General features: G+C 71.2%; 22 protein-coding genes and 1 pseudogene. 9 read left to right on the forward strand and 14 right to left on the reverse strand.

Annotated elements, in window-relative coordinates:
- The first annotated feature begins 11 nt into the window (after positions 1–11).
- Positions 12–3,110 (forward strand): BTAD domain-containing putative transcriptional regulator, encoded by a 3,099-nt coding sequence (locus tag ACWEPL_RS11170; RefSeq protein WP_452435952.1) that lies wholly within the window; start codon positions 12–14, stop codon positions 3,108–3,110.
- On the opposite strand, the pseudogene ACWEPL_RS11175 reads toward ACWEPL_RS11170, so the two are convergent.
- Positions 3,033–4,139, reverse strand: a pseudogene (locus tag ACWEPL_RS11175) (sensor histidine kinase); the annotation flags it as partial. The gene ACWEPL_RS11170 and the pseudogene ACWEPL_RS11175 overlap by 78 nt on opposite strands.
- 108 nt (positions 4,140–4,247) lie before the next feature.
- On the opposite strand from ACWEPL_RS11175, the gene ACWEPL_RS11180 reads away from it, so the two are divergent.
- Positions 4,248–4,436: a hypothetical protein gene (locus ACWEPL_RS11180; protein WP_350725753.1), complete on the forward strand. Its 189-nt coding sequence runs from the start codon at positions 4,248–4,250 to the stop codon at positions 4,434–4,436.
- Between the two features lie 123 nt (positions 4,437–4,559).
- Positions 4,560–5,699 carry a cystathionine gamma-synthase gene (locus ACWEPL_RS11185; RefSeq protein ID WP_363970724.1) on the forward strand — a complete coding sequence of 380 codons (1,140 nt, stop codon included), beginning with the start codon at positions 4,560–4,562 and terminating at the stop codon, positions 5,697–5,699.
- Positions 5,700–5,715: 16 nt separating this feature from the next.
- Here the strand turns inward: ACWEPL_RS11185 and ACWEPL_RS11190 are convergent, their stop codons facing one another.
- On the reverse strand, positions 5,716–6,147 hold the full coding sequence (locus ACWEPL_RS11190; protein WP_350725749.1) for a hypothetical protein: 432 nt from the start codon (positions 6,145–6,147) through the stop codon (positions 5,716–5,718).
- A 10-nt stretch (positions 6,148–6,157) separates the two neighbouring features.
- Positions 6,158–6,385, reverse strand: coding sequence for a hypothetical protein (locus ACWEPL_RS11195; protein ID WP_452435953.1), 228 nt, complete (start codon positions 6,383–6,385; stop codon positions 6,158–6,160).
- Between the two features lie 36 nt (positions 6,386–6,421).
- Here ACWEPL_RS11195 and ACWEPL_RS11200 point away from each other — a divergent pair, with 36 nt between their 5' ends.
- Positions 6,422–6,844, forward strand: coding sequence for a DUF6292 family protein (locus tag ACWEPL_RS11200; protein WP_363970729.1), 423 nt, complete (start codon positions 6,422–6,424; stop codon positions 6,842–6,844).
- A 128-nt stretch (positions 6,845–6,972) separates the two neighbouring features.
- Here the strand turns inward: ACWEPL_RS11200 and ACWEPL_RS11205 are convergent, their stop codons facing one another.
- On the reverse strand, positions 6,973–7,452 hold the full coding sequence (locus tag ACWEPL_RS11205; protein ID WP_363970731.1) for a YcxB family protein: 480 nt from the start codon (positions 7,450–7,452) through the stop codon (positions 6,973–6,975).
- A 324-nt stretch (positions 7,453–7,776) separates the two neighbouring features.
- Between ACWEPL_RS11205 and ACWEPL_RS11210 the strand changes: the two genes are divergently transcribed.
- Positions 7,777–11,022, forward strand: coding sequence for a BTAD domain-containing putative transcriptional regulator (locus tag ACWEPL_RS11210; RefSeq protein WP_452435954.1), 3,246 nt, complete (start codon positions 7,777–7,779; stop codon positions 11,020–11,022).
- Here the strand turns inward: ACWEPL_RS11210 and ACWEPL_RS11215 are convergent.
- The gene (locus tag ACWEPL_RS11215; RefSeq protein WP_452435955.1) at positions 11,007–11,708 is read right to left on the reverse strand and encodes a hemerythrin domain-containing protein; all 702 of its coding nucleotides are present in this window, start codon (positions 11,706–11,708) and stop codon (positions 11,007–11,009) included. The two genes, ACWEPL_RS11210 and ACWEPL_RS11215, sit on opposite strands and share 16 nt — an antisense overlap.
- Before the next feature lie 115 nt (positions 11,709–11,823).
- Here ACWEPL_RS11215 and ACWEPL_RS11220 point away from each other — a divergent pair, with 115 nt between their 5' ends.
- Together ACWEPL_RS11220 and ACWEPL_RS11225 are read left to right on the forward strand one after the other, a co-directional pair.
- Complete coding sequence (locus ACWEPL_RS11220; RefSeq protein ID WP_452435956.1) at positions 11,824–12,777, forward strand: hypothetical protein; 954 nt, start codon at positions 11,824–11,826, stop codon at positions 12,775–12,777.
- 304 nt (positions 12,778–13,081) lie between these two features.
- The gene (locus ACWEPL_RS11225; RefSeq protein WP_452435957.1) at positions 13,082–13,705 is read left to right on the forward strand and encodes a hypothetical protein; all 624 of its coding nucleotides are present in this window, start codon (positions 13,082–13,084) and stop codon (positions 13,703–13,705) included.
- 32 nt (positions 13,706–13,737) lie between these two features.
- On the opposite strand, the gene ACWEPL_RS11230 is transcribed toward ACWEPL_RS11225, so the two are convergent.
- The 4 genes from ACWEPL_RS11230 to ACWEPL_RS11245 form a co-directional block, all read right to left on the reverse strand.
- Positions 13,738–14,205, reverse strand: a complete 468-nt coding sequence (locus ACWEPL_RS11230) for a GNAT family N-acetyltransferase (protein WP_452435958.1) — start codon at positions 14,203–14,205, stop codon at positions 13,738–13,740.
- Positions 14,206–14,277: 72 nt separating this feature from the next.
- Positions 14,278–16,254 carry a vWA domain-containing protein gene (locus tag ACWEPL_RS11235; RefSeq protein WP_452435984.1) on the reverse strand — a complete coding sequence of 659 codons (1,977 nt, stop codon included), beginning with the start codon at positions 16,252–16,254 and terminating at the stop codon, positions 14,278–14,280.
- A 30-nt stretch (positions 16,255–16,284) separates the two neighbouring features.
- A complete protein-coding gene (locus tag ACWEPL_RS11240) occupies positions 16,285–16,998 on the reverse strand; it encodes a hypothetical protein (RefSeq protein WP_452435959.1) in 714 nt (237 codons plus the stop codon).
- A gap of 94 nt (positions 16,999–17,092) precedes the next feature.
- Positions 17,093–18,484 carry a sigma 54-interacting transcriptional regulator gene (locus tag ACWEPL_RS11245; protein WP_363970747.1) on the reverse strand — a complete coding sequence of 464 codons (1,392 nt, stop codon included), beginning with the start codon at positions 18,482–18,484 and terminating at the stop codon, positions 17,093–17,095.
- Positions 18,485–18,655: 171 nt separating this feature from the next.
- Here ACWEPL_RS11245 and ACWEPL_RS11250 point away from each other — a divergent pair, with 171 nt between their 5' ends.
- Positions 18,656–19,825, forward strand: coding sequence for an FIST signal transduction protein (locus ACWEPL_RS11250; protein ID WP_192793806.1), 1,170 nt, complete (start codon positions 18,656–18,658; stop codon positions 19,823–19,825).
- 134 nt (positions 19,826–19,959) lie between these two features.
- Here ACWEPL_RS11250 and ACWEPL_RS11255 read toward each other — a convergent pair whose 3' ends face one another.
- The 5 genes from ACWEPL_RS11255 to hppD all read right to left on the reverse strand — a co-directional run bounded on the left by ACWEPL_RS11255 (position 19,960) and on the right by hppD (position 24,284).
- Positions 19,960–20,625, reverse strand: coding sequence for a hypothetical protein (locus ACWEPL_RS11255; RefSeq protein ID WP_452435960.1), 666 nt, complete (start codon positions 20,623–20,625; stop codon positions 19,960–19,962).
- Positions 20,622–21,170 carry an RNA polymerase sigma factor gene (locus tag ACWEPL_RS11260; protein WP_363970751.1) on the reverse strand — a complete coding sequence of 183 codons (549 nt, stop codon included), beginning with the start codon at positions 21,168–21,170 and terminating at the stop codon, positions 20,622–20,624. Before ACWEPL_RS11260 ends, ACWEPL_RS11255 begins: the two co-directional genes overlap by 4 nt.
- Before the next feature lie 72 nt (positions 21,171–21,242).
- Positions 21,243–22,655 carry a M1 family metallopeptidase gene (locus ACWEPL_RS11265; RefSeq protein ID WP_452435961.1) on the reverse strand — a complete coding sequence of 471 codons (1,413 nt, stop codon included), beginning with the start codon at positions 22,653–22,655 and terminating at the stop codon, positions 21,243–21,245.
- Positions 22,656–22,699: 44 nt separating this feature from the next.
- Positions 22,700–23,140, reverse strand: coding sequence for an RDD family protein (locus ACWEPL_RS11270; protein WP_363970755.1), 441 nt, complete (start codon positions 23,138–23,140; stop codon positions 22,700–22,702).
- A 34-nt stretch (positions 23,141–23,174) separates the two neighbouring features.
- Entirely contained in the window at positions 23,175–24,284 is a 1,110-nt protein-coding gene (hppD, locus tag ACWEPL_RS11275; protein ID WP_355197359.1) for a 4-hydroxyphenylpyruvate dioxygenase, read from the reverse strand.
- A 103-nt stretch (positions 24,285–24,387) separates the two neighbouring features.
- On the opposite strand from hppD, the gene ACWEPL_RS11280 reads away from it, so the two are divergent.
- Complete coding sequence (locus ACWEPL_RS11280; RefSeq protein ID WP_350725715.1) at positions 24,388–24,867, forward strand: Lrp/AsnC family transcriptional regulator; 480 nt, start codon at positions 24,388–24,390, stop codon at positions 24,865–24,867.
- Positions 24,868–25,068 lie beyond the last annotated feature (201 nt).

The raw sequence follows: 25,068 nt of genomic DNA on the forward strand, positions 1-25,068 counted from the left end.
TGAGTACTGACGTGGTGCGATTCGGGGTGCTGGGACCGCTGGAGGTCCGGGCCGAGGACGGCAGGCCCGTCCCGGTGGCCGAGCCCAAAGTACGCGCGCTCCTGGCCGACCTGCTGGCGCACGGGGGCGGGCCGGTCTCGGCGGACCGGCTGATCGACGACCTCTGGGGCGCCGCGACCGGCCGCAACCCGGTCGGCACCCTCCAGGCCCGCGTCTCCCAGCTGCGCCGGGCCCTCGGCGACCCCGGCCTGGTCGTGCACGGGCCCGCCGGATACCGGCTGGCCGCCCACGATTGCGACGCCGGGCGATTCCGCTCCCTCGTGGAGCGCCGGTCCCCTGATCCGCGCACGCGCGCGGCCGAGCTGGAGCAGGCGCTGGCGCTGTGGCGCGGGCCCGCGTATGCCGACTTCGCCGACGCCGCCTTCGCGCTCCCGGAGGCCGCGCGCCTGGAGGAGACGCGCCTCGCGGCCCTGGAGGAGCAGGCGGAGGTACGCCTGGAGCTGGGCCGGCCCGTGGACCTGGGCGACCTGGTGGCCCGCCACCCGCTGCGCGAACGGCTGGTCGCCGCCCACATGACGGCGCTCTACCGGGGCGGGCGGCAGAGCGAGGCCCTGGCCGCGTACGAGGGCCTGCGCAGGCGGCTGGGGGAGGACCTGGGGCTCGACCCGTCACCCGCGCTGGCCGACCTCCACCAGGCCATCCTGCGCCAGGACCCCGGCCTGACGCCGGCCTCCTCGGTGGCGCCCGCCACCAACCTGCCCGCGCCGCTCACCGACCTGGTCGGCCGGGAGGGGGAACTGGCCGATGTCCGTGCGCTGCTGGCCGCCTCCCGCCTGGTGACCCTCACCGGGCCGGGCGGCGTCGGCAAGACCAGGCTCGCCCTGGCCGCCGCCGCCGACGCGGGGCCGGACTTCCCCGACGGGGTGTGGCTGGCCGAGCTGGCGGGGGCGGCCGAGCCCGCCGAGGCGGTCGCGGCCGTCCTCGGCGTGCGGGACGACGACGCCGCCCCGCTCGCGCCCAGGCTGGCAGGAGCGCTGGCGGGCAAGCGCATGCTGCTCGTCCTCGACAACTGCGAGCACCTGGTGGAGCAGGCGGCCGAGCTGGCCGCCGCCCTCCTGCGCACCGCCCCGGGGCTGCGCGTGCTGGCCACGAGCCAGGAGCCGCTGGGTGTGACGGGCGAGTCCGTACGCGTGGTGCCGCCCCTGCCCGAACCCGAGGCCGTACGGCTCTTCACGGCCCGGGCGAACGTCCCGCCGAGCGAGACCGTGGCCACCATCTGCCGGCGCCTCGACGGCATCCCGCTGGCGCTCGAACTGGCCGCCACCCGCGTGCGCGCCCTCGGGGTACGGGAGCTGGCCGACCGGCTGGACGACCGGTTCAGGCTGCTCAGCGCGGGCATGCGGGACGCGCCGGCGCGGCAGCGCACGCTCCGGGCGATGATCGACTGGAGCTGGGAGCTGCTGAGCGAACCCGAGCGCGTCGTGCTGCGGCGGCTGGCCGTGCACGCCGACGGGTGCACGCTGGACGCGGCCGAGGAGGTGTGCGCCGAGCCCGGCGTGGACGTGCTCGACACCGTGGCCAGGCTGGTCGACCGGTCGCTGGTGGTGCGCGTGGCCGGGCCGCGCTACCGACTGCTGGAGTCCGTGACGGCGTACTGCGTGGAGCGGCTGCGCGAGGCGGGCGAGTACGACGCGATCAGGGAGCGCCACGCCCGCCACTACACGGCCCTGGCCGAACGGGCGGACCTCAAGGGGCCCGGGCAGCGGGAATGGCTCGCCCGGCTCGACGCCGAGAGCGCCAACCTCCGGCTCGCCCTCGCGGGACCGGAGCCGCTGCGCCTGGCCAACGCCCTGGCCTGGTACTGGTTCCTGCGCGGGCGCCTGCGCGAGGCCCGCCGCTCCCTGTCGGCGGCCCTGGGGACGCACGCCGCCTCCGGGGCGGAGGCGGCGCGGGCGTCGGTCTGGCTGGCCGGGATCGAGCTGCTGATCGGCGAGCCCGCCTCGCCGGTCCGGCGGGCCGAGCTCGACCCGGCGGGCGCGGCGCTGGCCGATTGGTTCCTGAGCCACGTCCGGTGGGCCTACGGCGACCGGCGGGCGCACGAGGTGGCGGCGGAGCGAGCGCTGGCGGCCTACCGGGAGCTGGGCGACCGGTGGGGTGTGGCGGCGGCGCTCTGCCTGCGCGGGAAGCTCGCCGTCGGCCGGGCCGACCTGGCGGCGATGGAACGCGACGGCGAGCGGGGCCTGGCGCTCTTCAGGGAGCTCGGGGACGAGTGGGGGCAGATCGAGGCCATGGACGTGCTCGACCGGGCGGCGGAGATCCGCGGCGACTACGCCAGGGCCGCCCGGCTGCGGGAGGAGGCGCTGCGGCTGGCGGAGGAGCTGGGGTTCGAGGTGTCGTTCAGGGTGGCCGCGCTGGGCCGGATCGCGATGTTGTCCGGCGACTACGGGCGGGCCGACGACCACCACGAGCGCGCCAGGCGGCTGGCGGTCGAGCAGTCGTACAAGTCCGCCGAGGAGAACGCCGTGCTCGGCCTGGCCCTGAGCGCCCGGCGGCAGGGCAGGTACGAGGAGGCGGAGTCGTACCTGCTGTCCCTGCTCGACTGGCTGCGGCAGGTGCGGGGGACGCCCGGGATCGCGTTCGTCATGGCGGAGCTGGGCTTCGCGGCCGAGCAGCGCGGAGCCGCCGCGCTCGCGCTGGCCAGGCACCGCGAGGGGTACGAGGCCGCGCGGGCGAGCGGCGATCCCCGGGCGGTCGCGCTGGCGCTCGAGGGCCTGGCGGGAGCCCTGTCGCTCGACCTGTCGCTCGACCAAGGGGGCAGGCCCGTGGAGGCGGCCAGGCTGATCGGGGCGGCCACGGCCATGCGGGCGGCGGCGGGGGCGCCCCTGCCGGCGGGCGAGCGGCTGGACGTGGAGCGGATCGGCGGGCGGCTGCGGGCCGTCCTGGGCGGCGAGGCGTTCGAGCGGGCCCTACGGGAGGGGGAACTCGGCGACCACCTCCCAGGCGCCCTCGGCGGATGGGCCCGCGTAGAGCCTGCCGCCCAGCGCCTCCACCCGCTCGGCCATCCCGACCAGCCCGAACCCGCCGCCGAGGCGCGACACCTTCGGATCTGACCCCGACCCGAAGTTCCGCACCCGCAGCACCACCACCCTCTCGAAGCGCCGCAGACCCGCCTCGACCCAGGCGGTACGGGAGGCGTGCTTGCGGATGTTGGTCAGCGACTCCTGGAGCACCCGGTGCAGGGTCGTCATGACCTCGGGCGGCAGCGTGCGATCGTCCAGCCCCTGCCCGATCTCGAACGCCACCTTCGGCCCTTCGGCGGAGAACCGCTCGGTCAGCATCCGCAGGTCGGCCAGCGTGACGCCGGGTTTGCGGGCCGCGTCGTCCTCGGTGCGCAGCACCGTGACCATGCGCCGCATCGAGGTCAGCGCCTCCGACCCGGCCGTGGCGATCGCGTCGAGCGCGGGCGCCACCGCCTCCGGCTTGGTCTCGGCGACCGTACGCGCGGCCTGGGCCTGGACCACGATGCCCGTGATGTAGTGGGCGACCAGGTCGTGCAGCTCCCTGGCGAGTTCGAGGCGTTCGGCCCGGCGTACCGAATAGACGGCCTCCGTGCGGCGCTCCTGCTGGAAGCGGAGGTAACCACCGACCCCGGCCGCCGTCGACCACCCCGCGAACAGCAGGAACGAGAACGCCAGCCCCGAATTGTGGTAATCGCGCCCGACAGCCTCGGCCAGCAGCACGATCAGGCCCACGCACGCGAGCACCGCCGCCCGCCGCACCGGCTCCACGTGCCGCAGCACGCCGATGATCAGGATGAGCAGCGATCCCGTCTCCGCCATGCCGGGCGCGCCCAACAGTTCGGTGCTGCCGATGACGATCGACGTGCTGAACGACAGGGCCAGCATGATGCTGAACCCCTCGATCCGGTAGCGGCGCCGCAGCACCACGGCCGCGATGCCGGCCGCGCCGCAGAAGGGCACGAGCCACTGGACGCCTCCGGTGAGGCCGGCCAGCACGAGGTCGAGCAGCAGCATCATGCCCAGCCAGCCGAGCATCGCGATCTCGCTCAGCCGCCGGATCCAGTACACGATGCGCTTGCTCTCCACCACGGCCTCGAGCCTAGGCCGGAAGTCGGACATCTCGTATCAGCCGTTCGGCCGAGACGGGTGGCCGGAGACCAGTCCTTCAGCGGAGGCGGGAGCCATGGGGTGTCGCCGATGCTGGGAGATGTCGGAAGGGGACAGGAAATGGTTGCCATCGGATTCGTGCTGCTGGGTCTCGGGCTGCTGGTGGGGGTGCTGCTCGCGCTGGCCGACCCGGTGCTGCTCTCCCGCATCAACGGGGAGCCCGCGGAAGGCGGCAGCGGCCGGTTCATCGAGGCGGATGTCGTACGGCTCCGGCCTCGCTCAGAGGGCCACGAGTCCAGGGCGGCCTGAGGACCCGGCTCGCGCGGGCATGGTGCGCGAGCCATCGCGGGGGCCGTTGGGGGACGGTGCCCGTGAGCGGCCCGCGATCCGGAGGGGACGGATCGCGGGCCGACTTCCATTAACGTGGCGGGTATGAGCAACGGTTTTGAGACGCTGGCCATCCACGCAGGTCAGGAGCCCGACCCCACGACGGGTGCGGTGGTGCCCCCGATTTACGCGACCTCCACCTACAAGCAGGACGGCGTGGGCGGTCTGCGTTCCGGATATGAGTACAGCCGTTCGGCCAACCCCACCAGGACCGCGCTCGAAGAGGCGCTGGCGGCGGTGGAGAGCGGCGTACGCGGGCTCGCGTTCGCGTCGGGGCTGGCCGCCGAGGACACCCTGCTGCGCACGGTGTGCAAGCCGCAGGATCACGTCGTCATCCCGAACGACGCGTACGGCGGGACGTACCGGCTGTTCGCCAAGGTTCACCAGCGCTGGGACCTGCACTACGACCCGGTCCCGCTGCACGACCTGGACGCCGTCGCCGCGGCGATGACGCAGAAGACCAAGATCGTATGGGTCGAGACGCCCACCAACCCGCTGCTCGGCATCGCCGACATCGCCGGGCTGGCCCAGCTGGCCCATGACAACGGGTCGCTGCTGGTGGTGGACAACACGTTCGCGTCACCGTACCTGCAGCAGCCGCTCCAGCTGGGCGCGGACGTCGTCGTGCACTCGACCACCAAGTACGTGGGCGGCCACTCCGACGTGGTCGGCGGGGCACTGGTGACCGTCGACCGCGGCCTCGGGGAGGAGCTGGCCTACCACCAGAACGCGATGGGCGCGGTGGCCGGGCCGTTCGACGCGTGGCTGACGCTGCGCGGACTCAAGACCCTGGGCGTACGCATGGACCGCCACTGCGACAACGCCGAACGCGTCGTCGACCTGCTGCTCGCGCACCCGCGGGTGACCCAGGTCCTCTACCCGGGGCTGTCCGAGCACACGGGGCACGAGGTGGCGGCCAAGCAGATGCGGCGGTTCGGGGGCATGGTGTCGTTCCGCGTCGCCGGGGGCGAGGCGGAGGCCGTGGAGGTGTGCAACCGGGCGAAGCTCTTCACGCTCGGGGAGTCCCTGGGCGGGGTGGAGTCGCTGATCGAGCACCCGGGCAGGATGACGCACGCCTCGGTGGCCGGATCGGCGCTGGAGGTGCCCGCCGACCTGGTGCGGCTGTCGGTCGGCATCGAGACCATCGACGACCTGCTCGCCGACCTCACCCAGGCGCTCGCCTGAGCGGCTGCCCGGCCTTCTAGCCAGGCACCACCATCAGGAACAGGATCACCAGCCAGATCACGGACACGAGCCCGCTGATCGCGGCGATCCTCCCGATCTGCACCTTCGCGTCGTCCTCGGGGCTCTCGCTGGAGAGCGCCCGCAGGGCGGTGCGCAGGTCGCGGTCGATGATGACGAGCAGCACGGCGGCCACGATGAACAGCGTCATCGAGGCCGTCATGTACCACTTGCCGAGCAGTCCGCCGCCGAGCACCGCGCCGAGCGCCACCCCGAACGCGAACACGCCCAGGGTGCCGAGGCTGTAGATCCTCGTCATGCGCTGGATGATCTGCAGCGCGGGCACGTTCTTGTTGCGGATGACGCGCGGCGCGGTCATCGTCGCGGCGGTGACCGGGCCGATGGTGAAGATCGCGAAGGCGATGTGCAGCCAGAGAAGCAGGGACGACATGCCCGAGAGACTAGTCCCCGGTGATCTCGGCAGTGGACTCGACACTCTCTTTGCTCTTTTCGGAGCACCACATGATCATTTCTGTGGCCGCGACGGCGACGACCATCAGGACGATGAGCAGAACCGTGGCTATCATGGGCACCCCTCCTTCCCCGTATCTGCCGTAAATATCGTCCGTAATGACTAGACGGCTGTGCAACGGAATAAGTTCGGCGCGGGTATGGTTGGTCACTGTCATTTTTTCTTACTGTTAGGGCACAAGGGGGTGCCGTCCGTGGCCATCAGGCACGTCAAGCCGTACTCCGACGAGTGGCTGCAGCAGCCGACGAGCTATGTGCGGCAGGTCATCGGCGTACTGGGACCTGAGGTGGCGGACTGGTGGGAGGGCCCCTGCGATCCGCGTGACGCGACGCTGAAGCTCGCGGACGGGGCCGTCCTGGTCTGGGACGAGGAGAGCGGCTGGCGGCTGGGCACGTTCGTCTCGGGCGGCCGTGGGGCCCACACCGAGCTGACCGGCATCCGCTACCTGGGCCACGGCCTCCTCCCCAAACCGGAACGCGTCCCCTCGGCCCTCAGCGACGCCAGGGCGGGAGTCGGCGCCAGCTCGGCCTGGCGGCCCTGCTACCGATCCCACCGCAACTGCCACGACGGCTTCGACGTGGCCCTCGACTTCTACACCCGCCTCATCGACGCCTGATCTCCAACTGCACGGGCCTTCGCGCGGATGCGGCTACGGGCTCCTTCACGTCGCCGGCCGTCTGGACAACGGCGAGGTCGGATTGCGGACCAGCTCGTCCATCCGTGCACCGTCGGGCGATAGCCGGCTCAGGAGGCTCCCGCATTCTGCCGTGCGGCCAGGAAGTCAATGAGTTCGGCCTGTTGCTCGCTGTTGAAGGCACGTTTGGGGAGGAATGCCGCGAGCTGCCTGTTCACGAAGAACAGCCAGAACTCTGGAGTTGTCACGACTTGTCCGAACATAGACCACTGCATCGTGGTGCTGTACTGCTCGGTTCGGCACTCGTACCCTTCGCTGGTCACCCGAATCGTCGTAGGCACGCACATGTAGGCGAGCTGCCGCGCGGCGAGCCGGCGGATCGCCAGGGTCGCCGCGAAGGGAGCCACGACCGCTGCGACGAGCATGCCCACACCCACGAAGACGGCATCGGCCCAGATGCAAGCGAGTCCTGCCACGACCAGGACCGAGGGAAGGAACCGATAGACCGCGGTGAGCTGCCGTTTGAGACCTCGGCGTAGCGCCCGCGCCACTTCGTCGGGAGCGGGTTCATATCTGATCGTGAAGTCCACCAGTACTCCTTCGCCTGAGCTGCCGATCATCATTCACTGACCAGCACCACCTCGCAAACGATCGGCATGCAGCCGGTCAACCTGGTCGGCCCCAGCCTCAGCGCGGTCGTTACCGCCGTCGTGGTCGATCGGCACCTGCATCGCCGCTGTGCCGGATCGGGAGCCAAGGACACGTGCCGTTCCCGGGCCTGGGCGCGCCACGGCGGAGCCGCCTCGCGGGACCCACGGCGGAGCCGCCCGCCGGGGCCGAGGCAGCGCCGTGGTCTACCACACCAGCCTCCCCCTTGTCGTAAGATCAGGCGACTTCATGAGGGTGGTAGGGCTGTGGACTTCCGTGTGCTGGGCCCGCTGGAGGTCGTCGGCGACGACGGGCGGTCGTGTCAGATCGGCTCGCTGAAGATGCGGGCGCTGGTGTGCGGGCTGGTGCTGGCGGAGGGCCGGCCGGTGGCCCCGAGTGCGTTGATCGACCGGTTGTGGGGCGAGGAGCCGCCGGCCGAGGCGATGGCGTCGCTGCACTCGTACGTGTCCAACCTGCGCCGCCTGCTGGAGCCCGGACGCCGGGCCAGGGCGCAGAGCCGGTTGCTGACGTTCGGGCCGGTGGGTTACACGCTGGCGATCGATCCGGAGCAGGTGGACTCGACGCGGTTCCTGCGCCTGGTCGGGCAGGCCGAGCAGGCGACCGAGCCCGCCGAGGCGGAGCGGCTGGCGGGCGAGGCGCTGGCGCTGTGGCGCGGCGAGCCGTACCAGGAGCTGGACGACCAGGCGTATGTGACCGCCGTCAGGGCGCGGCTCACCGAGGCCCGGGAGCGGGCCCGCGAGCTGCGGGTGAGCGCGGTCATCCAGCAGGACCGCCACGGCGAGTTGCTGGGCGAGCTGGAGGCCCTGACCTACGAGCACCCGCTGCGCGAACGGCTGTGGGCGTTACGGGCGCTGGCGCTCTACCGGAGCGGCCGCCAGGGCGAGGCCCTGGAGACGCTGCGCACGGCCCGCCGGATCCTGGCCGAGGAGCTCGGCATCGACCCGGGCGAGGAGTTGCGCGCGCTGGAACGCGACATCCTCGACCAAGCCCCGGCCCTGTTCCCCCACCGGCCGCCGCAGCCGCCCGAGCCGCGGGTGGCCGAGAGAGGGATCACAGGCCGGCAGGAGGAGCTTGCCGCGCTGGACGGGCTGCTGGAAGCGGCGGCGGCGGGCCGGACGGGGTTCTCGCTGATCACCGGGGAGCCGGGGATCGGCAAGACGCGGCTGGCCGAAGAGCTGGTGAGCCGGGCCCGTGCCAGGGGTTTCACGGTCGCGGTGGGGCGGTGCGCGGCGACGGAGGGCGCGCCGGCGTTCTGGCCGTGGGTGACGGTGCTGGAGCGGCTGGCCGACACGCTGCCGCCACTGCCCGCCGACGTACGCGCGAACCTGCCCGGAGTCGGCTCAGCGACCGGGACCGATCCCGAGGGCGCGAGGTTCCGCACCTACGGGGCGGCGGCACAGGCGCTGACCGCGGGCCGGCGGCCGGTGCTGGTGGTGCTGGACGACCTGCACTGGGCGGACCGGTCCTCGCTGCGGCTGCTGGGCTACCTGGCCGAGTACGTGCTGGACGGCAGGCTGGTCGTGGTGGGCACTGCACGCGACTGGCCGCCGCCGGAGGGCGCGCTGGCCGAGGCGTTCGAGGCGCTGGCGCGGCGGCAGGCGGTGCGGCTGCCGCTGTCCGGCCTTTCGCCGTCCGACCTGGCCGAGCTGACCCCGGCGGGCACGGACGTGTGGGCGATCAGGGACCGTACGAACGGCAACCCGTTCTTCGTCACGGAGCTGATGCGTTACCTCGAAGCCGGATCGGCGGGCCGCGGCACGCTGCCGCTGGGCGTGCGGGACGTCGTGCTCGGCCGGGTGAACCGGCTGCCCGAGCCGTCCGCCGAGTTGTTGCGGGTGGCGGCGGTGGCCGGGCGGGAGTTCGACGTGACGATCGTGGCCGAGGCCGCGGGGCTCGACCTGGACGCGGCGCTGGACCGGCTGGAGCCCGCCATGGCCGCCGCCCTGGTCGCGGAGGGGCGGCCCGGGCGGTTCCGGTTCGTGCACGCGCTGGTGCAGGAGGCGCTCACCGAGGTGGTGCCGGTGCTGCGGCGGGCCCGGCTGCACGCCGCCGTGGCCGCCGCGATCGAGACGCGTACCGGCGGCTCCGCCTCCGACCGGCTGGCCGCCGCCGCCCACCACTGGTTCCAGGCGATTCCCGCGGGCCACACCGCGCGTGCCTGGCGGGCGGCGTGGCGGGCGGCGGAGGAGGCCAAACGGCTGCGCGCGTACGACGTGGCCGTCGAGCTGCTGGAGCGGGCCGGCCAGGTGGCCGAGGACGACCCCGAGCTGGGCCCGGCCGAGCGGATGGACCTGCTGTTCGCGCTGGCCGAGGCCAGGTTCGGGGCGGGCGACTCGATGGGGCAGGAGGCCGAGCTGACGCGGCTGCGCCGCCTGGCCAAGCAGGAGGGCGACCGGCGGCGCTGGATCGAGGCCACGACCGGGTACGGCGGCCGCATCCTGCAACCCTGGAAGGTCTACGGCGACTACGACGCCGATCTGCTGGCGGACCTGACGGAGCTGGCCGCCGACGAAGGGCTGGAACCGTCGGCCCGGGCCCGGGTGCTGGCCTGCCTGGCGCTCCAGGCGTACTACCAGCCGGGGTGCGACCCCGTGGAGCGGGACCGGTTGAGCGCCGAGGCGGCGCGGCTGGCCCGCCAGGAGAACGACGCGACGCTGCTGGGCCGGGTGCTGTTCGCCCGCTACTACGCGCTGCTCGACCCGGATTCGGTGCGTCAGCGGCTGGAGGCGGGGGAGGAGATGGCCCGCGCCGGGCTGGAGGCGGGCGACGACGAGCTGCGTACGATCGGGCTCACCTGCCAGGGCGGCACGCTGCTGGAGCTGTGCCGGGTGCCGGAGGCCCTGGACGTGCTGGCCGAGGCGGAGCGGCTGATCGGCCGTACGCACATGCCGTATCTGCGGATCATCCTGGCCTGGCTGCGGCTGGGCCTCCTCGTCAACCGTGGCGACCTGGAGGCGGCCGAGTCGCTGCTCGCGGCCACCGCCGCCGAGCAGCGCGCCACCTCGATGTGGGGTGAGGAGACCACCACGGCCGGCGCCACGTACCAGGTCGCGTTCATGCGCCTGCGCCGCGGGGCGGCGGACGCGGTCCCGCCGCCGCAGGACATCTCGCACGAGCAGCTCGACCAGTTCAACCGGGACGGGCTGGCCCACTACCTGATGGTCAGCGGCCGGCTGGAGGAGGCGCGCCAGGTGCTCGGGCCGTGGGAGCGGCAACCGCCGATCCCACGCACGTTCGTCTACCTGTTCTGGCTGGTCGTCCGCTGCGAGACCTGGGCGGGGCTGGGCGACCGGCAGGCCTGCGCCGACCTGTACGAGGAGGCGTCCCCGTACGCCGACCGCATGGGGATCGCCGGGCTGAGCATGCTGATGTGGCCGGTCAGCCGGTCGCTGGCACAACTGGCCGAGGCGCTGGGCGACTCCGGGGCGGCGCGGCGGCACGCCGAGCACGCCGAGAGCGTGGAGCGCGAGCTGGCTCATCCCCACAGGTAGGCCGCGCGCCGCCGGTAGCGGCCGCCGGCCAGGGTGTTGAGCAGCACCATCGGCCGGGGCGAGGTCCTGCGCAGATGGGCCTCGACATCGGGCGGCAGCTCGGAGGTGATCCAGCCGACCAGCGTGATCAGCTTGCGGAAACCGTACTGCTTCATGATCGCCTTGTGCCCCTCCGCGTCCTCCTCCGGGGTGATGTGGGCCATCATCAGCGGGATCCCGTCGGTCTCCTCGTGCGCCAGGTGCGCGCCGAGCGTGTCGGCCAGCGCGCGCAGGGCGGTCATGAGCCGCTCGCGCCGCTCCTCGGACGGGCCGGCGTCGAACGCCTGGAAGGCGTCGGTGCTCTCGCGGATCCAGTGGTCGCAGGCCTCATGCTCGGCCTCCAGCGCGTCGATCGTGCCGACCGCCTGCGGCGCCCGCTCCCGCAGCCGCGGCCAGACCGTCTCGTCCTCGGCGGTGTGGTGGTGGTGCAGCACGAACAGCACCCACGCGTGGTGCTCGCGGAGGGCGGTGATGCGCCGGCGGTCGCCGAGGCGGACCCGGCCGATCGCGGTGATCAGGTGGCCGAGGTCGCGGCGGAAGCCGTAGTGCGCCAGGTACATGTTGGTCATGTCGAGCGGCCCCGGCGCGGCGGCGGCCTGACCGGGCAGCGTGATCTGCGGCACGTTCGGGTGTGCGGCGGTGCGCATTGTCGTGCTCCTTCTGGTTTGTCAGGGTGCCGTCATCGTGGCCTCCCGGTCTTGTGCGGCTCTTGAGAACCGACTCCAAGAACGGCCCAAGACACCGTCATTAGCGTGCGCGGGCATGACCCTCACGCTCCCCACCACGACGTTCCGGAGCTCCGTGGTGTGCGCCTACACCTCGCTCACCCGCGACGAGCGGCCCATCACCTGGCCCGTCACCCCGTACACCGGGTCCCGCGGCACCATCGACGTCAGCACCGGCCTGACCTATCCCGGCAAAGCCGAGCGGGCGCGCCGCGATCCGCGTGTCGCGCTGCTGTTCGAGGGCGATCCGGTGGTGCTGGTGCAGGGCCGCGCCACCGTCCGCGACGCCGACCTGCAGGCCAACACCGACCGGTACGTCCGCGAGTCCCAGGCCAAGATCCCGGACGCCTTCGCTGGGCTGCCGTGGTTCCTGGTCAAGCGCCTGACCTGGTACTTCGCGCGGATCTACATCGAGGTGACCCCTGAGCGGATCACCTGGTGGCCGGGCGGCGACCTGACCCGCGACCCGCTGACCTGGACCTGCCCGCCCGGCACCACGGCCCCCGCCTCGGACCCGGCCCCATCGGGTTCCCGCCTGCCCGGCCGCTCCGCGCCGCCCGCCGGCTGGCGCCCGTACGCCCGCCGGGCCCGCGACCTGGGCCGGCCGATCGTGTCCACGGTGGTGGACGGCCGGCCCGTGACCGTGCCCGCGCGCGCCTTCACCCGCACCACGACCGGGTACGAGCTGGCTCTGCCCGCCGGCGTGGCCGCCGTGCCCGGGCCGGTCTGCCTGACCTTCCACCGGCACGATCCCGGCATGCGCTGGCAGGAGAACGTCGTGCTGCTCGGCACGGCCGCCGTCCACGGCGACGGCCGGCTCACCGTCGCGATCGACCGCGCGCTGCCCGACTGGAGCCTGCCCGAGGACCGCCGCCTGCGGGCCCGTTCCTTTCTCGGCCGCGGCAAGCAGCTGCAGCGCCGGCTCCGGGCCGAGGCCGCCCGCCGCGCCCAGCCGGTGCCGAAAGTCCGCCTGCGGGCGGATCATTCGTAGCGCGCCCGGCGGGCGTACCCCGGGCGGTCGGCGCATCGCCGGCCTTGGACGGCTTGCGACGGTGGCGGCACCGCGGGCGTCAATCAGCAGCGGGGGATCGCCCCGCTGGAGATCAGCCGGCGAGGGCCATGGCCGTGGCGCGTGGCCAAGCTGCCACCAAGCCTTCGCCAAGGCCGGGGTCAAGCGCTCTCCAAGAGCGAATTCCTAGGTTCGTCATGCGACCACGACGGACGACGTGCCGTTTCGAACGGAACGCGTCGCGCCGGCAACTCGGCGCAGAGACTCGACCACGGCAAGGAGAAACATGCGAATCGCTAGATCCGCGCAGATCGTCGCGGCGGTCACGCTGGCCACGGCGGGATTGGTGAGCGTCACCGGTCCGGCCTGGGCCGGCGCGGCCTACGAGGAGTTCCAGAGCGGTAAGAGCCTCGGCGCGCAGACCAGTGGGTACGTGCCGGTGAAGTGCCCGTCCACGCTGCCGTACATCGTCGGTGTCGCCGGCGAGACGACGATCAGCTCAGAGGCGGACGCGCAGCACACGAGCCTCACCAAATTCGAGATCGACGACGCCAACCGGTCGGTGAAGGTCTACTTCTCCAATACGCAGTCATTCGAGGATGCGGCCCACCACCCGATCGATGTCTCGCTCACGGTCACCCTGGCCTGCTCGAACGAGAAACCGGCGCAGCCGCCTGTGCCGATGATCAAGCACCGGGTGGATGTGAACCCGCTCGGAACAATGGGAACCTCCATCCTGTGCCCGAAGAGCCATCCCAAGCTCAGGAACGCCATAGAGATCCACGAGCCCGAGCTGGTGAATGTGGGACTCTCGGACACTCCGGGAAGTCCTGGTGCCTCTGCCAGCTGGCGCAACGATGACGCCCTCTTCTACAGGCGAGGTGTGCTTCACGCGTACTGCACGACGTGACGAGGCGGTCGGCGCGGGCACGCCGGCGCCCCTCAGGTCGTGGGAGAGAGCGGGGCCGGGGCGTGGAGGGTCAGCATGATGTGCTGGTCCTCGCCGTGCCGCACCGTGCCGGACCGCTGGAAGCCGACCTTCTCCAGGAGCCGGACCGAGCCGGTGTTGCCTTCGTACGGGTCGGCGTAGAGGGGACGGGCCTTCTCCTGCTGGAGGAAGAGCGTCAGGGCCCGGGTGCCGACGCCGCGGCCCCAGAACTCGCGGCCGAACCAGTAGCCGATGAAGCGCCGCTCCTCCTCCCACCAGGCCACGATGTTTCCGGCCAGCTCGCCGTCGACGAGGACCGCCTGCACGAAGACGGTGGGGTCGGCCAGGATCCGGGTGGCCCAGTGGTGGATGAAGCGCTCCCGGGGGCGGGGCGGGAACCTGGACCTCCGGGCCGCCTCCGGGTCGTGCTCCTGCGCCAGGAAGACCTCCAGATCGGCCTCCACGACGTCTCTCAACCCCACGTCATCGCCTGTGGTTGGTCGTTCGCTTCGCTCGCTCATGGCGAGCGAGTCTGGCATACGGCACCGACAAACTCAGCGGGCGCGGCGCAGGCGGAGGAAGTCGCTGACCACGTACTCGCCCAGGCGCTCGGCGCTCGGCGAGAAGACGCGGCCGCCGTTCCTGCGGGCCACCTCGTCCACGAACTCCTTCAGCCGGTCGTCGGCGGCCAGCATGAAGACGTTGATCGTCGCCCGCCGCCGGGTCATCTTGTCGACCTCGGCCAGCGTGAGCTCCAGCGTCTCGTGCGACGGCGGCCACTCGAACGCCGATCTGCCGTTGCGCATGAGGTGGGCCGTGGGCTCGCCGTCCGTGACCACCAGCACCACCGGCTCGAAGTCGGGGTGGCGGTCGAGGTGGCGGCCGGCGATCAGGAGGGCGTGGTGCAGGTTGGTGCCCTGGACCATGTCCCAGTCGAGGCCCGCCAGCTCGTCGGGCTGCAGCACCCTGGCGTAGTTGGAGAAACCGATGATCTGGACCGCGTCCTGCGGGAACTTGGACGCCACCAGCGCCTGGAGCGCCAGCGCCGTCTGCTTGGCGGCGGCCCAGGTGCCCCGCAGGGCCATCGAGTACGACAGGTCCACCAGGAGGCAGACGGCCGCGGCGGTGCGGCGCTCGGTCTCGGCCACCTCGAAGTCGTCCACCGAGAGGCGGACCCCGACGCGCCCACCGGAACGGCCGGTGCCCGGGGTGGCGACGCCGCCGCTGCGCACGCCGTTCACCAGCGTGCGGACCACGTCGATGGGCTGTTCGTCACCGAAGCGCCACGGCCGGGTCGAACCCGTCAGCTCCCCGGCCGAGCCCGCGTCGTGCTGGTCATGGTCGCCGCGGCGGCCCGCGTCGAGGGAGGAGAACACGCGGCGCAGCGCCGTCTCGCCCAGGCGGCGGACCGCCTTGGGGGTGAGCTCCAGCTTGCCCCGGCGGCGCAGGAGGTAGCCCTGCTCCTCCAGCTCGCGTTCGATGCGCTTGAGCGCCTCCAGGTCGTCCACGGCCGAGCGGCCGAGCGCACGGCGTACGGCGGACTCGTCGATGTCGTCCAGCCTGGCGCCCGGGTAGTCCTGCCGCAGGGCGGTCTCCAGCTGGGTGAGGTCGGCCAGCTCCTCCAGGGCCGTGACCGCGTCGCCCATGCCCAGGGGCTCCTCGCCGGTGAGGCGTTCGGGGGCGTTCCACGCCAGGTCGGGGCGGCGGGCGTAGAGGGCCTCGCCGAGGCGGCGCATCTCGTCGGAGAGCCCGGCCTGGTCGAGGGTCTGGTTGATCAGGCCGGCGAGCTCCTCGCGCTGGCGCGGGGTCATCGAGGCCAGCATGCGCTGCGTGGCGGCGGCGCGGCGGGCCAGGATGTCGACGAGCTCCTCGAGGTTGCGCGGCTTTTCGGGGAACAAATCGCCATATTTCCCCATAAAGTCGTCAAAATCGGCCTGGGTGTGCTGGCCGCGGGAGTCCTTGTCCAGCATCTCGTTCAGGTCCGCCATCATCTGGCGGACGCGTTCCATCGCCTCGGGGTCGGGGTTGGCGAGCGCGTCCCGCAGGCCCCTGAACTGGCTGTCCAGGACCTCGCGCCGCAGCAGGTCGCGCAGCTCCTCGAACGTCTGGCGCGCCGCCGACGAGCGCCACTCGTACGTGCTCAGCTCCTGGATCGCGCTGGCCGTGTCCTCGGGCAGCCCGTCGAGCCCGGCCTCCCGCAGCCGCGCGTCGTCGGACGGGTCGGGGAACAGCTCGGCCCGCTCCTGCCCGATGGCCTTGTCGAGCAGCGCCCGCGCCTTCTCCAGCGTGCCGTCGAGCCGTCCGCGCTCGCGCAGGTCGCGCCGGCGCCGGCGCACCTCCCTGAGCATGTCGTCCAGCCCGCGGCGGTCCTGCGCGCCGGGCAGGCCGCGCTTGAGCAGGTCGCGCAGTGCGTGGACCGGCGTCGAACCGGACAGGATCGCGTCGCCCATCTCGTCGAGGGCCGCCCGCACGTCGTAGGGCGGGGCGAGGGGATCGGGGCCGTCGTGGTACTCACCATAGCGAAAGGCCATCACGCACCCACGCTAACCCGATCCGCCCGTTTACGCGTCCCCGAAGACCTCCCACACCTCGTTGACGCCGCCGGCCTCGGGGGTGTAGTCGATCTTCACCAGTACGGGGTGCTCGACCGTCTTGAGCGCCTTGGTCAGGTCCGCCGAGGTGCACGACTTCTTGCCGAGCCCCTGCTTGTCGGCGTTGACCGGCTTGCCCGCCAGCCATCCGTCCCGGCAGCGCGCGGTGGCCCGGTAGAAGCTCGTGGCGTGCGTGTACCCGAGCTTGACGGTCTTTCCGCCGGTCGTGAACAGGACCGTCGTGTCGTTGACGCGCTTGAGCGTGCCGCGGGCGGTACGCGGGCCCGGCCACTCGGTGACCAGGAACTCGTTGATCTTGACGGCGTCCGTGCCCCGGTATTCGACGCGGAGCGGAACGGGCCCGCGGGCCAGCCCGTCGGTCAGATCCCCGGGTTCGCAGGCCGTCCGGCCCAGCCCCTTGGCGTCGAGGGCCACCTGGCCCTCGGTCTCCTTCAGGTCGCACGCCACCGTGACCCGGCCGAAGGAGGCGCCGGTGTAGTCGAGCCGCACCTCCTGTGCCCCGGCCACCGGCTTGAGCCGGTAGCTCCGGAACTCGCCCTTCCGCACGAAAGTGGCTGACTTGGGGACGATCCGCAGGTGCCCCTTCCCGTCGGCCCAGGCGTACCCGTACACGACCTTGGCCGCCGTGGCCTCGGCGGAGGCGGGCACGGCGACGAAACCCATGGCAAGAGCGGTGGCACAGGCAAGCAGGCGCATGGGCGGCCTCCCGGTCGGCGTGATCAGCTATCCACTATGACGCGGAAGACCGCCGATATGTTCATGTGCGGTAGACGCTCACTCCGTCAAGGTCTTCCTTGGACAGGCGCCGCATGAGGTAAAGACCCTCCAGCGCGAACTCCAGGGCTGCTGCCGCGTGCCCCGGCGACTCCTCGCCCGCGCCCATGCCGAGCTTGGACATGACCTTCGCCAGGCCCGTGACCGGGCCCATCCGGTGGAGCAGCTCGCCGGCGGGGACCAGCTCGCCCGACTCCACCTGGGTGCCCTCGGAGAACTTGTCGATGATCGCCGACAGGTCCATGCCGCCCAGCCGGGTCCTGAACGTCTCCGCCGTGGCCCGGCGCAGCAGGTGGGCGAGGATCTCGGTCTCCCTGCCCTCCTCGCTCACCTCGAACTCCACCTTGCCCCGCAGGCTGTGGACCACCGAGGCCAGGTCGACCACGCGCGTGACGGCCTGCTCCTCGCCCTGCAGCGCCGCCCTGCGCACGGCCGAGGCCGCGGCGGTCTCGGCGGCGGCGATCGAGAAGCGCGCCGACACGCCGGAACGGGCGTCCACCGCCGTGGACTCGCGTACGAGCCGGGTGAACCTGGCGATGACCTCGATCAGGTGTTCGGGGACGTCGGCCCCGATGTCCGGCACGGACTCCTGGCGGATGAGCGTCAGCTCGTCCTCGACGGTCAGCGGGTAGTGGGTGCGGATCTCGGCGCCGAAGCGGTCCTTCAGCGGGGTGATGATCCGGCCCCTGTTGGTGTAGTCCTCGGGGTTGGCGCTGGCGATGAGCAGGATGTCGAGCGGGAGCCGCAGGTTGTAGCCGCGTACCTGGATGTCGCGCTCCTCCAGCACGTTGAGCAGCGACACCTGGATGCGCTCGGCCAGGTCGGGCAGCTCGTTGACGGAGAAGACACCGCGGTTGGTACGGGGGACGAGGCCGTAGTGGACGGTCTCGGGGTCACCCAGGGTGCGACCCTCGGCGATCTTGATCGGGTCGACGTCGCCGATCAGGTCGCCCACGGAGGTGTCGGGCGTGGCGAGTTTCTCGCCGTAGCGCTCGTCGCGGTGCTTCCACGCGACCGGCAGCTCGTCCCCCAGCTCCCGCGCGAGGGCCTGACAGCGCGTGCAGGCCGGCGCGTACGGATGGTCGTTGATCTCGCAACCTTCGACGACTGGGGTCCATTCGTCCAGCAGACCGGTGATGGTGCGGATGAGCCGGGTCTTGCCCTGGCCGCGCTCACCGAGGAGGACCAGGTCGTGCCCGGCGAGCAGGGCCCGCTCCAGGTGTGGCAGGACGGAGTCGTCGAAGCCCACGATGCCGGGGAATCGTGGCTCGCCTGCCCGCAGCTTGGCCAGCAGGTTCTCCCGGACTTCGGCTTTGACGGTGCGATGAACGTGGCCGCTCTCTCGCAACTCGCGGAGAATACGTGGCTGATGCACGGGAACGAGACTACGTCCCCCGCGAGCAATGCGGCAGAGAGTTTCGCATCTGGCGCAGATTTCGGATCTCGACCATTGCGTGACGTTTCGTGCGCGTGCTTGTCCTTTTAGTGGGGAGAATCGGGCCTAGGGAACTTTGACATGTCGAGGGAGGCGAGACTCGTGGCCGTTATGACTAGCCGCTTCGCCGACGGCCTCGCCGTGGGTTCCGACCTGGTGGGGGCCGCGGAGACCGCCGTGGGCCAGGCCCTGTCGAGGCTCAGTGGCCGGGCCGACCTGGTCTGTTTCTTCATCTGCGGCGATGATCCCGAGGACGTCGCGCGGGCCGGTGAGGCCGCTATGAGGCTCGCGCCCGACGCGCACGTGGTCGGATGCAGTGCCACGGGGGTGATCGGCGACGGACAAGGGGTCGAACTGCTGCCCGCGGTGAGCGCGTGGGCGGCGACCTTGGACGGCGCCCGGCTGACGACCTTCCAGCTGGAGACGCTGGCGGCCGAGGACAGGTTCGTGGTGGTCGGGCTGCCCGAGCGGGGCGCCGATGATCATGTGGCGATCCTGCTGGCCGACCCGTACACGTTTCCGACCGACGCCTTCGTCGAGCGCTCCGTCGACGTGCTCGGCGACCTGCCGTTGATCGGCGGGCTGGCCAACGGGTTGCAGGGACGGGGCTCCGTACGGCTGTTCGCCGACGGCGAGGTCTACACCGAGGGCGCGATCGGCGTGCTGATCAGCGGCCCGGTCAGGATCAGCACCGTCGTCAGCCAGGGCTGCCGCCCGATCGGCCCCAGCATGGTCGTCACCGCGTCGGAGGACAACCTGCTGCTGGAGCTGGCCGGGCAGCCCGCGCTGGCCCGGCTGGAGGACATCGTCAGCGAGCTGGACGAGGACGACCGCGAGCTGGTCGCCTCCGGCCTGCAGATCGGCGTGGCCATGGACGAGTACGCCGAGCGCCACGAACGCGGCGACTTCCTCATCAGAGGAGTCATCGGCATCGATCCCGAACGCGAGGCCGTGGCCATCGGCGACATCGTGGAGATCGGCAGGACCGTGCGCTTCCAGGTACGCGACGCGGCCACCGCCGACGAGGATCTGTACGACCTGCTGGACGCCCATCGGGAGCAGCTCGGCAAGGTGGACGGGGCGCTGCTGTTCTCGTGCAACGGACGGGGCTCGGCCATGTTCGGCACGGCCGACCACGACCCGGTCGCCCTGCGTGACACGCTGGGGCCCATCGGCATGGCCGGCTTCTTCGCCGCCGGCGAGGTCGGGCCGGTGGCGGGCCACAACCATGTGCACGGGTTCACGGCGTCCGTCCTGGTTTTCTCCAGCCCAGGCCCGTGACACGCGCCTGAAGGCCCGGCGGCCCCGTCTGCTCGGGAGGGCCGCCGGGCCTCAAGCCGCCCGGGGCGGCCTCGGGGAGGCTCCGGGCCTGGCCAGGGTCGCGCCAGGGCCGGGCCGGCCCTGGCGCGGGTGGGTTACTCGGTCGCCGAGTCGGTGCTGGGACCCTGGCCCTCGTCTCCGGTGTTGGTGTGCAAGCCACCCCCGCCGTCCTGGGCGTCGGGATCGGGCATCGCGGTCGGCTCGCAGGGCGAGACCGGCCCCTTCACTATGGTGAGCGACATCCCGAACGGCGGCTGGTCGTCGCCGGCCTTGCTCTTCGAGACGGCCATCACCAGCGTCGAACCCTCCGGCACCTCCCCCTTCTCGATCATGAACGAGGTCACGCCGCTCGACCGGCCGAAGCTCACCGCGAACTCGCCCGGACCGTTCCCGTTCGCGCCACGCGGCATCTTGCAGGTCTGCCCCTCGGGCAGGTAGTCGACGATCGCCTTGACCCCGGCGTCGGCCAGGTCCGCCTGCAGCCCCTCCGGGTCGTTGAACTTGTTGATCTGCACGGTGATCACCCCGTTGGCCCCCGTGGTCACCGCGTACGCCGGGCTGCCGCCGAGCCCGGACAGCACCACCGCCGTCGCGGTGGCGGCCGCCGCGACCCCCGCCAGCGCGGCGGCCAGCCCCACGTAGCGCCGCCGGGAGCCGCCGCGCCTGGCCGGTGTCACAGTCGTCGTCACGTCGTCCTCCGCCGTTCTCGTCGTGATCTCTTCCTTGAGTGCACTGAGAAGGCGCTCCTCGAAATTGCTCATGCCTGTCCCTCCACGTACACAGGTGCCGACGGCGAAGCGACGCGTTCAAGAGCCCGTCTTGCCCGGTGCAACCTGACTCGTACGGTCACCTGCCGGATCCCCAGGACCTCGGCGACCTCGGCGACGGTGAGCTGGTCGATCGCGACGAGCTCCAGCACCGCGCGCTCGCCCTCCGGCAGGCCGCGCATGGCCTCCAGGGAGCCGCGCATCCGGCGCTCGGCGTCGATCCGCTCCTCCATCCGGACGAGGTCGTCGTCGTCCATCAGCCGCCGGCCGGCGACGCGGCCGGTCGCCCGCGCCTCCCGGGCGGCCTGCCGATGCCGGGCCGACACGACGTTGCGCGCGACGCCGTACAGCCAGGCGATCTCGGTGCCCCGGCCGGGCACGTAGGTGTGCGCCGAGTCAAGCACCGCCAGGAAGATGTCCGCCGTCAGGTCGGCGGCGAGGTGAGGGTCGCTCACCCGCCGGACCACGAAACGCATGACGGCATCGACGTGGCGGCGATAGAAGGCCTCAAAGGCCGCAGGGTCTTCGTTGAGGCGCACTGGCCTCGCTCCCTTCGTCGTTCGCCTTACATCAGTACTTGGACCGAGCGACGAGAAGCGTTTCCCCGCAGGTCAGCTGGGGCGGCGGGGCTGGAAGAGCCAGGCGTCGAAGAGTGGGCGGAGGTTTTTGCCCGACAACTGCTCGGAGAGGGCGATGAACTCCTCCGTCGTGACGTGACCGTAGCGGTGGTCGGCGGTCCACGTCTTGAGCAGCCTGAAGAAGGTGTCGTCGCCGATCGCGTCGCGCAGGGCCTGCAGCGTCATGGCGCCGCGCGTGTAGACCGACGCGTTGAACAGGTCGGAGGGCTTGGCCCGCCCCGGCGGGTAGGCCCACATCGGGTCGTCGGCCGGGCGGGCGTGGAGGTCCTTGAAGATGGCCTCCGCGGTCTTCGTGCCCTTGTGCTCCTGCCACAGCCACTCCGCGTACGTGGCGAAGCCCTCGTTGAGCCAGAGGTCCTTCCAGCGCTTGAGGGTGAGGCTGTCGCCGAACCACTGGTGGGCCAGCTCGTGCGCGATGATGGTCGCGTCGGGCTCGAAGCCCCCGTAGAGCGGCTTGGTCTGGTTTTCCAGCGCGTAGCCGGCCATGTAGTCGTCGATGACGCCGCCGGTCGAGGAGAACGGGTAGGGGCCGAAGACCGTCGACCAGTGGTCGGTGATCTCGCCGGAGAGCTGGTAGAGCTTGTCGAGCGAGCTCTTGAACTTGGGATCGACGGCGGCGAACTCCGGGATGCCGCCGGGGGTGCGGCCCTGGCGCAGGTCGAACTTGCCGAGCGTGGCGGTCGCCAGGTAGGTCGCCATCGGGTGGAGCTCGCGCCACCGGTAGGTGGTCTTGCCGCCGGCGGTCGTGGGCCGGCCCTGGAGCTCCCCGTTGGACACGGCGGTCAGCCCGGCGGGCACGGTGATCGCGAAGTCGAACGTGGCCTTGTCGGCCGGGTGGTCGTTGTTGGGGAACCAGGTCTTGGAGCCGTTGGGCTCGGAGGCCACGAACGCGCCGTCCGGGGTCGGGATGAACCCGTACGTGCCCAGGTTGTCGCTGTCCTCGGCGGCCTTGGGACGCCCCGCGTAGACGACCTTGACGGTGAAGCGGGACCGGTTGCCGAGCGGGCGGGAGGGGGTCACGGTGAGCTCGTCGCCCTTCCGCCTGAACCTCGCCGCCGCGTTGTCGACGGTGACCTGGCGCACGTCGTAGCCGGCCAGGTCGAGGTTGAAGCTCGACAGGTTTTGAGTGGCGGCGGCCTGGATGGTGGTCCGCCCTTCGAGCTGTTTGGTCTTCGGGGTGTAGTCGACGGCCAGGTCGTAGTGGGACACGTCGTAGCCGTCGTTGCCGTCCTCGGGGAAGTCGGGGTCGCCGATGCCGGCGGCGCCCGGTCGGTAGTCGGTGACGGCGGGCGGGTCGTCCGCGCTCGCCGCTCGGCCGTCGGTGGGCGCACAGGCCAGCACACTCAGCGTGGCCAGCAGTGCCACCCCGCGTCTGTCGAAACGCATTGGCAACACGCCCCTTCGGATCGTGACCAAAATCTTACGCTGAGTCAGGCATTCACCACGACCGTCCTGGCGGCCTTGTCATGGACCGCCTGTTTGCGAGCGTCGAAGAGGATCCAGCCGAGGTCTATGAGCGAGCCTACGCAGCAGACCCAGGCGAGCGCGGTCTCGACGATCTGTCTCACCGCGGCCTGCGCCACGGTGATCCGCGCGCCGTTCTCCTGCACGACCCGCATGCCGAACAGCCTTTTGCCGAGGGTCTGGCCGTTCCAGAAGGCGTGCAGGAGCCAGAAGTACAGGAAGGCCACGAGTCCGGCCAGGAAGGTGTGCTCCACCGGGTAGCGGTCCCAGGCCCCTCTGCTCCGGTCCCAGGCGTACTCCCAGCTCGACCAGGTGAAGGGGGCGGAGATGACGTTGACTATGAGCCAGTCGAGGACGCCGGCGAACAACCGTCGCCAGCGTCCCGCCAGCCCCGGTGGTGATCCCATGATGTCCTGATGACCACCACTAAGTCGGGACAAACTAAAGGTTGCCCCTTCGTTCCTGTTCCCGCTCGATCGCTTCGAACAGCGCCTTGAAGTTGCCCTTACCGAATCCCAGCGAGCCGTGCCGTTCGATCAACTCGAAGAAGACCGTGGGCCTGTCCTGCACCGGCTTGGTGAAGATCTGCAGCAGGTAGCCGTCCTCGTCGCGGTCCACGAGGATCTTCCGCCGCTTCAGCTCCTCGATCGGCGCCCGCACCTTGCCGATGCGCTCGCGCAGCTCGGGGTCGTCGTAGTACGAGTCGGGCGTGTCCAGGAACTGGACGCCGGCCGCCCGCATGTGGTCGACCGTGGTCAGGATGTCGTTGGTGGCCAGGGCGATGTGCTGCACCCCGGGGCCGCCGTAGAACTCCAGGAACTCGTCGATCTGCGACTTCCTGCGGCTGACGGCCGGCTCGTTCAGCGGGAACTTGACCTTGCGCGTGCCGTCGGCGACGACCTTGGACATGAGCGCCGAGTACTCGGTGGCGATGTCGTCACCGACGAACTCCGCCATGTTCGTGAAGCCCATCACCTTCCGGTAGAACTCCACCCACTCGTCCATCTTGCCCAGCTCGACGTTGCCGACGCAGTGGTCGATCGCCTGGAAGAGCCGCCCGCCCTTCGTCGCCGGCGGCGCCACCAGCGGCTCGGCGGCCACGTAACCGGGCAGGTGGGGGCCGCCGTAGTTGGACCTGTCGACCAGCGTGTGGCGCGTCTCACCGTAGGTGGCGATGGCCGCGACCTGCACCTTGCCGTGCTCGTCCTCCATCGTGTACGGCTCCGCCAGCCCCTCGGCCCCGTGGGCGACCGCGTACGCGTACGCCGCCTCCACGTCGGGCACCTGGATCGCCAGGTCGATCACCCCGTCGCCGTGCTCGGCCACGTGCCTGGCCAGGTCCGTGCCCGGGCGGACCGCGGCCCGGAACTCGAACGTGGCACCGCCCGAGACCAGCACGTACGCGACCTCGTCCCGGCTGCCGTTCTCGGGCCCGCGGTAGGCCACCAACCTCATGCCGAACGCGGTCGAGTAGTAGTGGGCGGCCTGCTTGGCATTGCCCACGGCGAACACGACGGCGTCCATGCCGTTGACCGGAAAGACATCATTCATACTGGCAACTCTCGATATCCCTGAGCTCAGTGCGCAAGAGTTACTTCAATCGGTGGACAACCTGCCTAGCGGCGCTCCGAGATATCGGGTAAATCTGTACAGTATGACGATCGATGAGCTGGACGCCAGGTTGATCACCCTCATGACGGAGGAGCCCCGCCTGGGGGTGCTCGAGTTCTCGCGCCGGCTCGGCGTGGCCCGCGGCACCGTTCAGGCCCGGATGGACCGGTTGATCGCCAGGGGAGTGATCACCGGGTTCGGGCCGGACGTGTCGCCGGAGGCGCTCGGCTATGACGTCACCGCGTTTGTCAGCATGGAGATTAGACAGGTCGCCGGGCACGACCCGGTGGCCGACCGGCTGGCCGCCATCCCGGAGGTGCTGGAGGTGTACACGATCACCGGCGACAGCGATCTTCTCTGCCGCGTGGTGGCGCGGACAAATGCCGATTTGCAGCGAGTTATCGATCGAATCGTTGATGTACAGGGTGTGCTCCGGACTAATTCGATCATCGCCCTGGACACCCCGGTTCCCTATCGAGTGCTGCCGTTGGTCGCCGATGTTCCGCGCCGCGGTGACCGGTAGCCGTACTATCGCTAGGGGACGAGGCACCGTTATCGATCGTTTAGCCTTGACATTCGCCCAGCGCATGAGGGGTGGACAAGGGGGGTCGAGGGTGCGGAGCGGCGGTGGCAACGGGATGCGAAAACGACGAGTACTCCGACTTCTACTGATTTCATTTGGCGCGGGAATCCTCGTACTCGTCGGGCTTTTCGCGGTCGCATG

This window comes from Nonomuraea sp. NPDC004186, assembly GCF_053603495.1.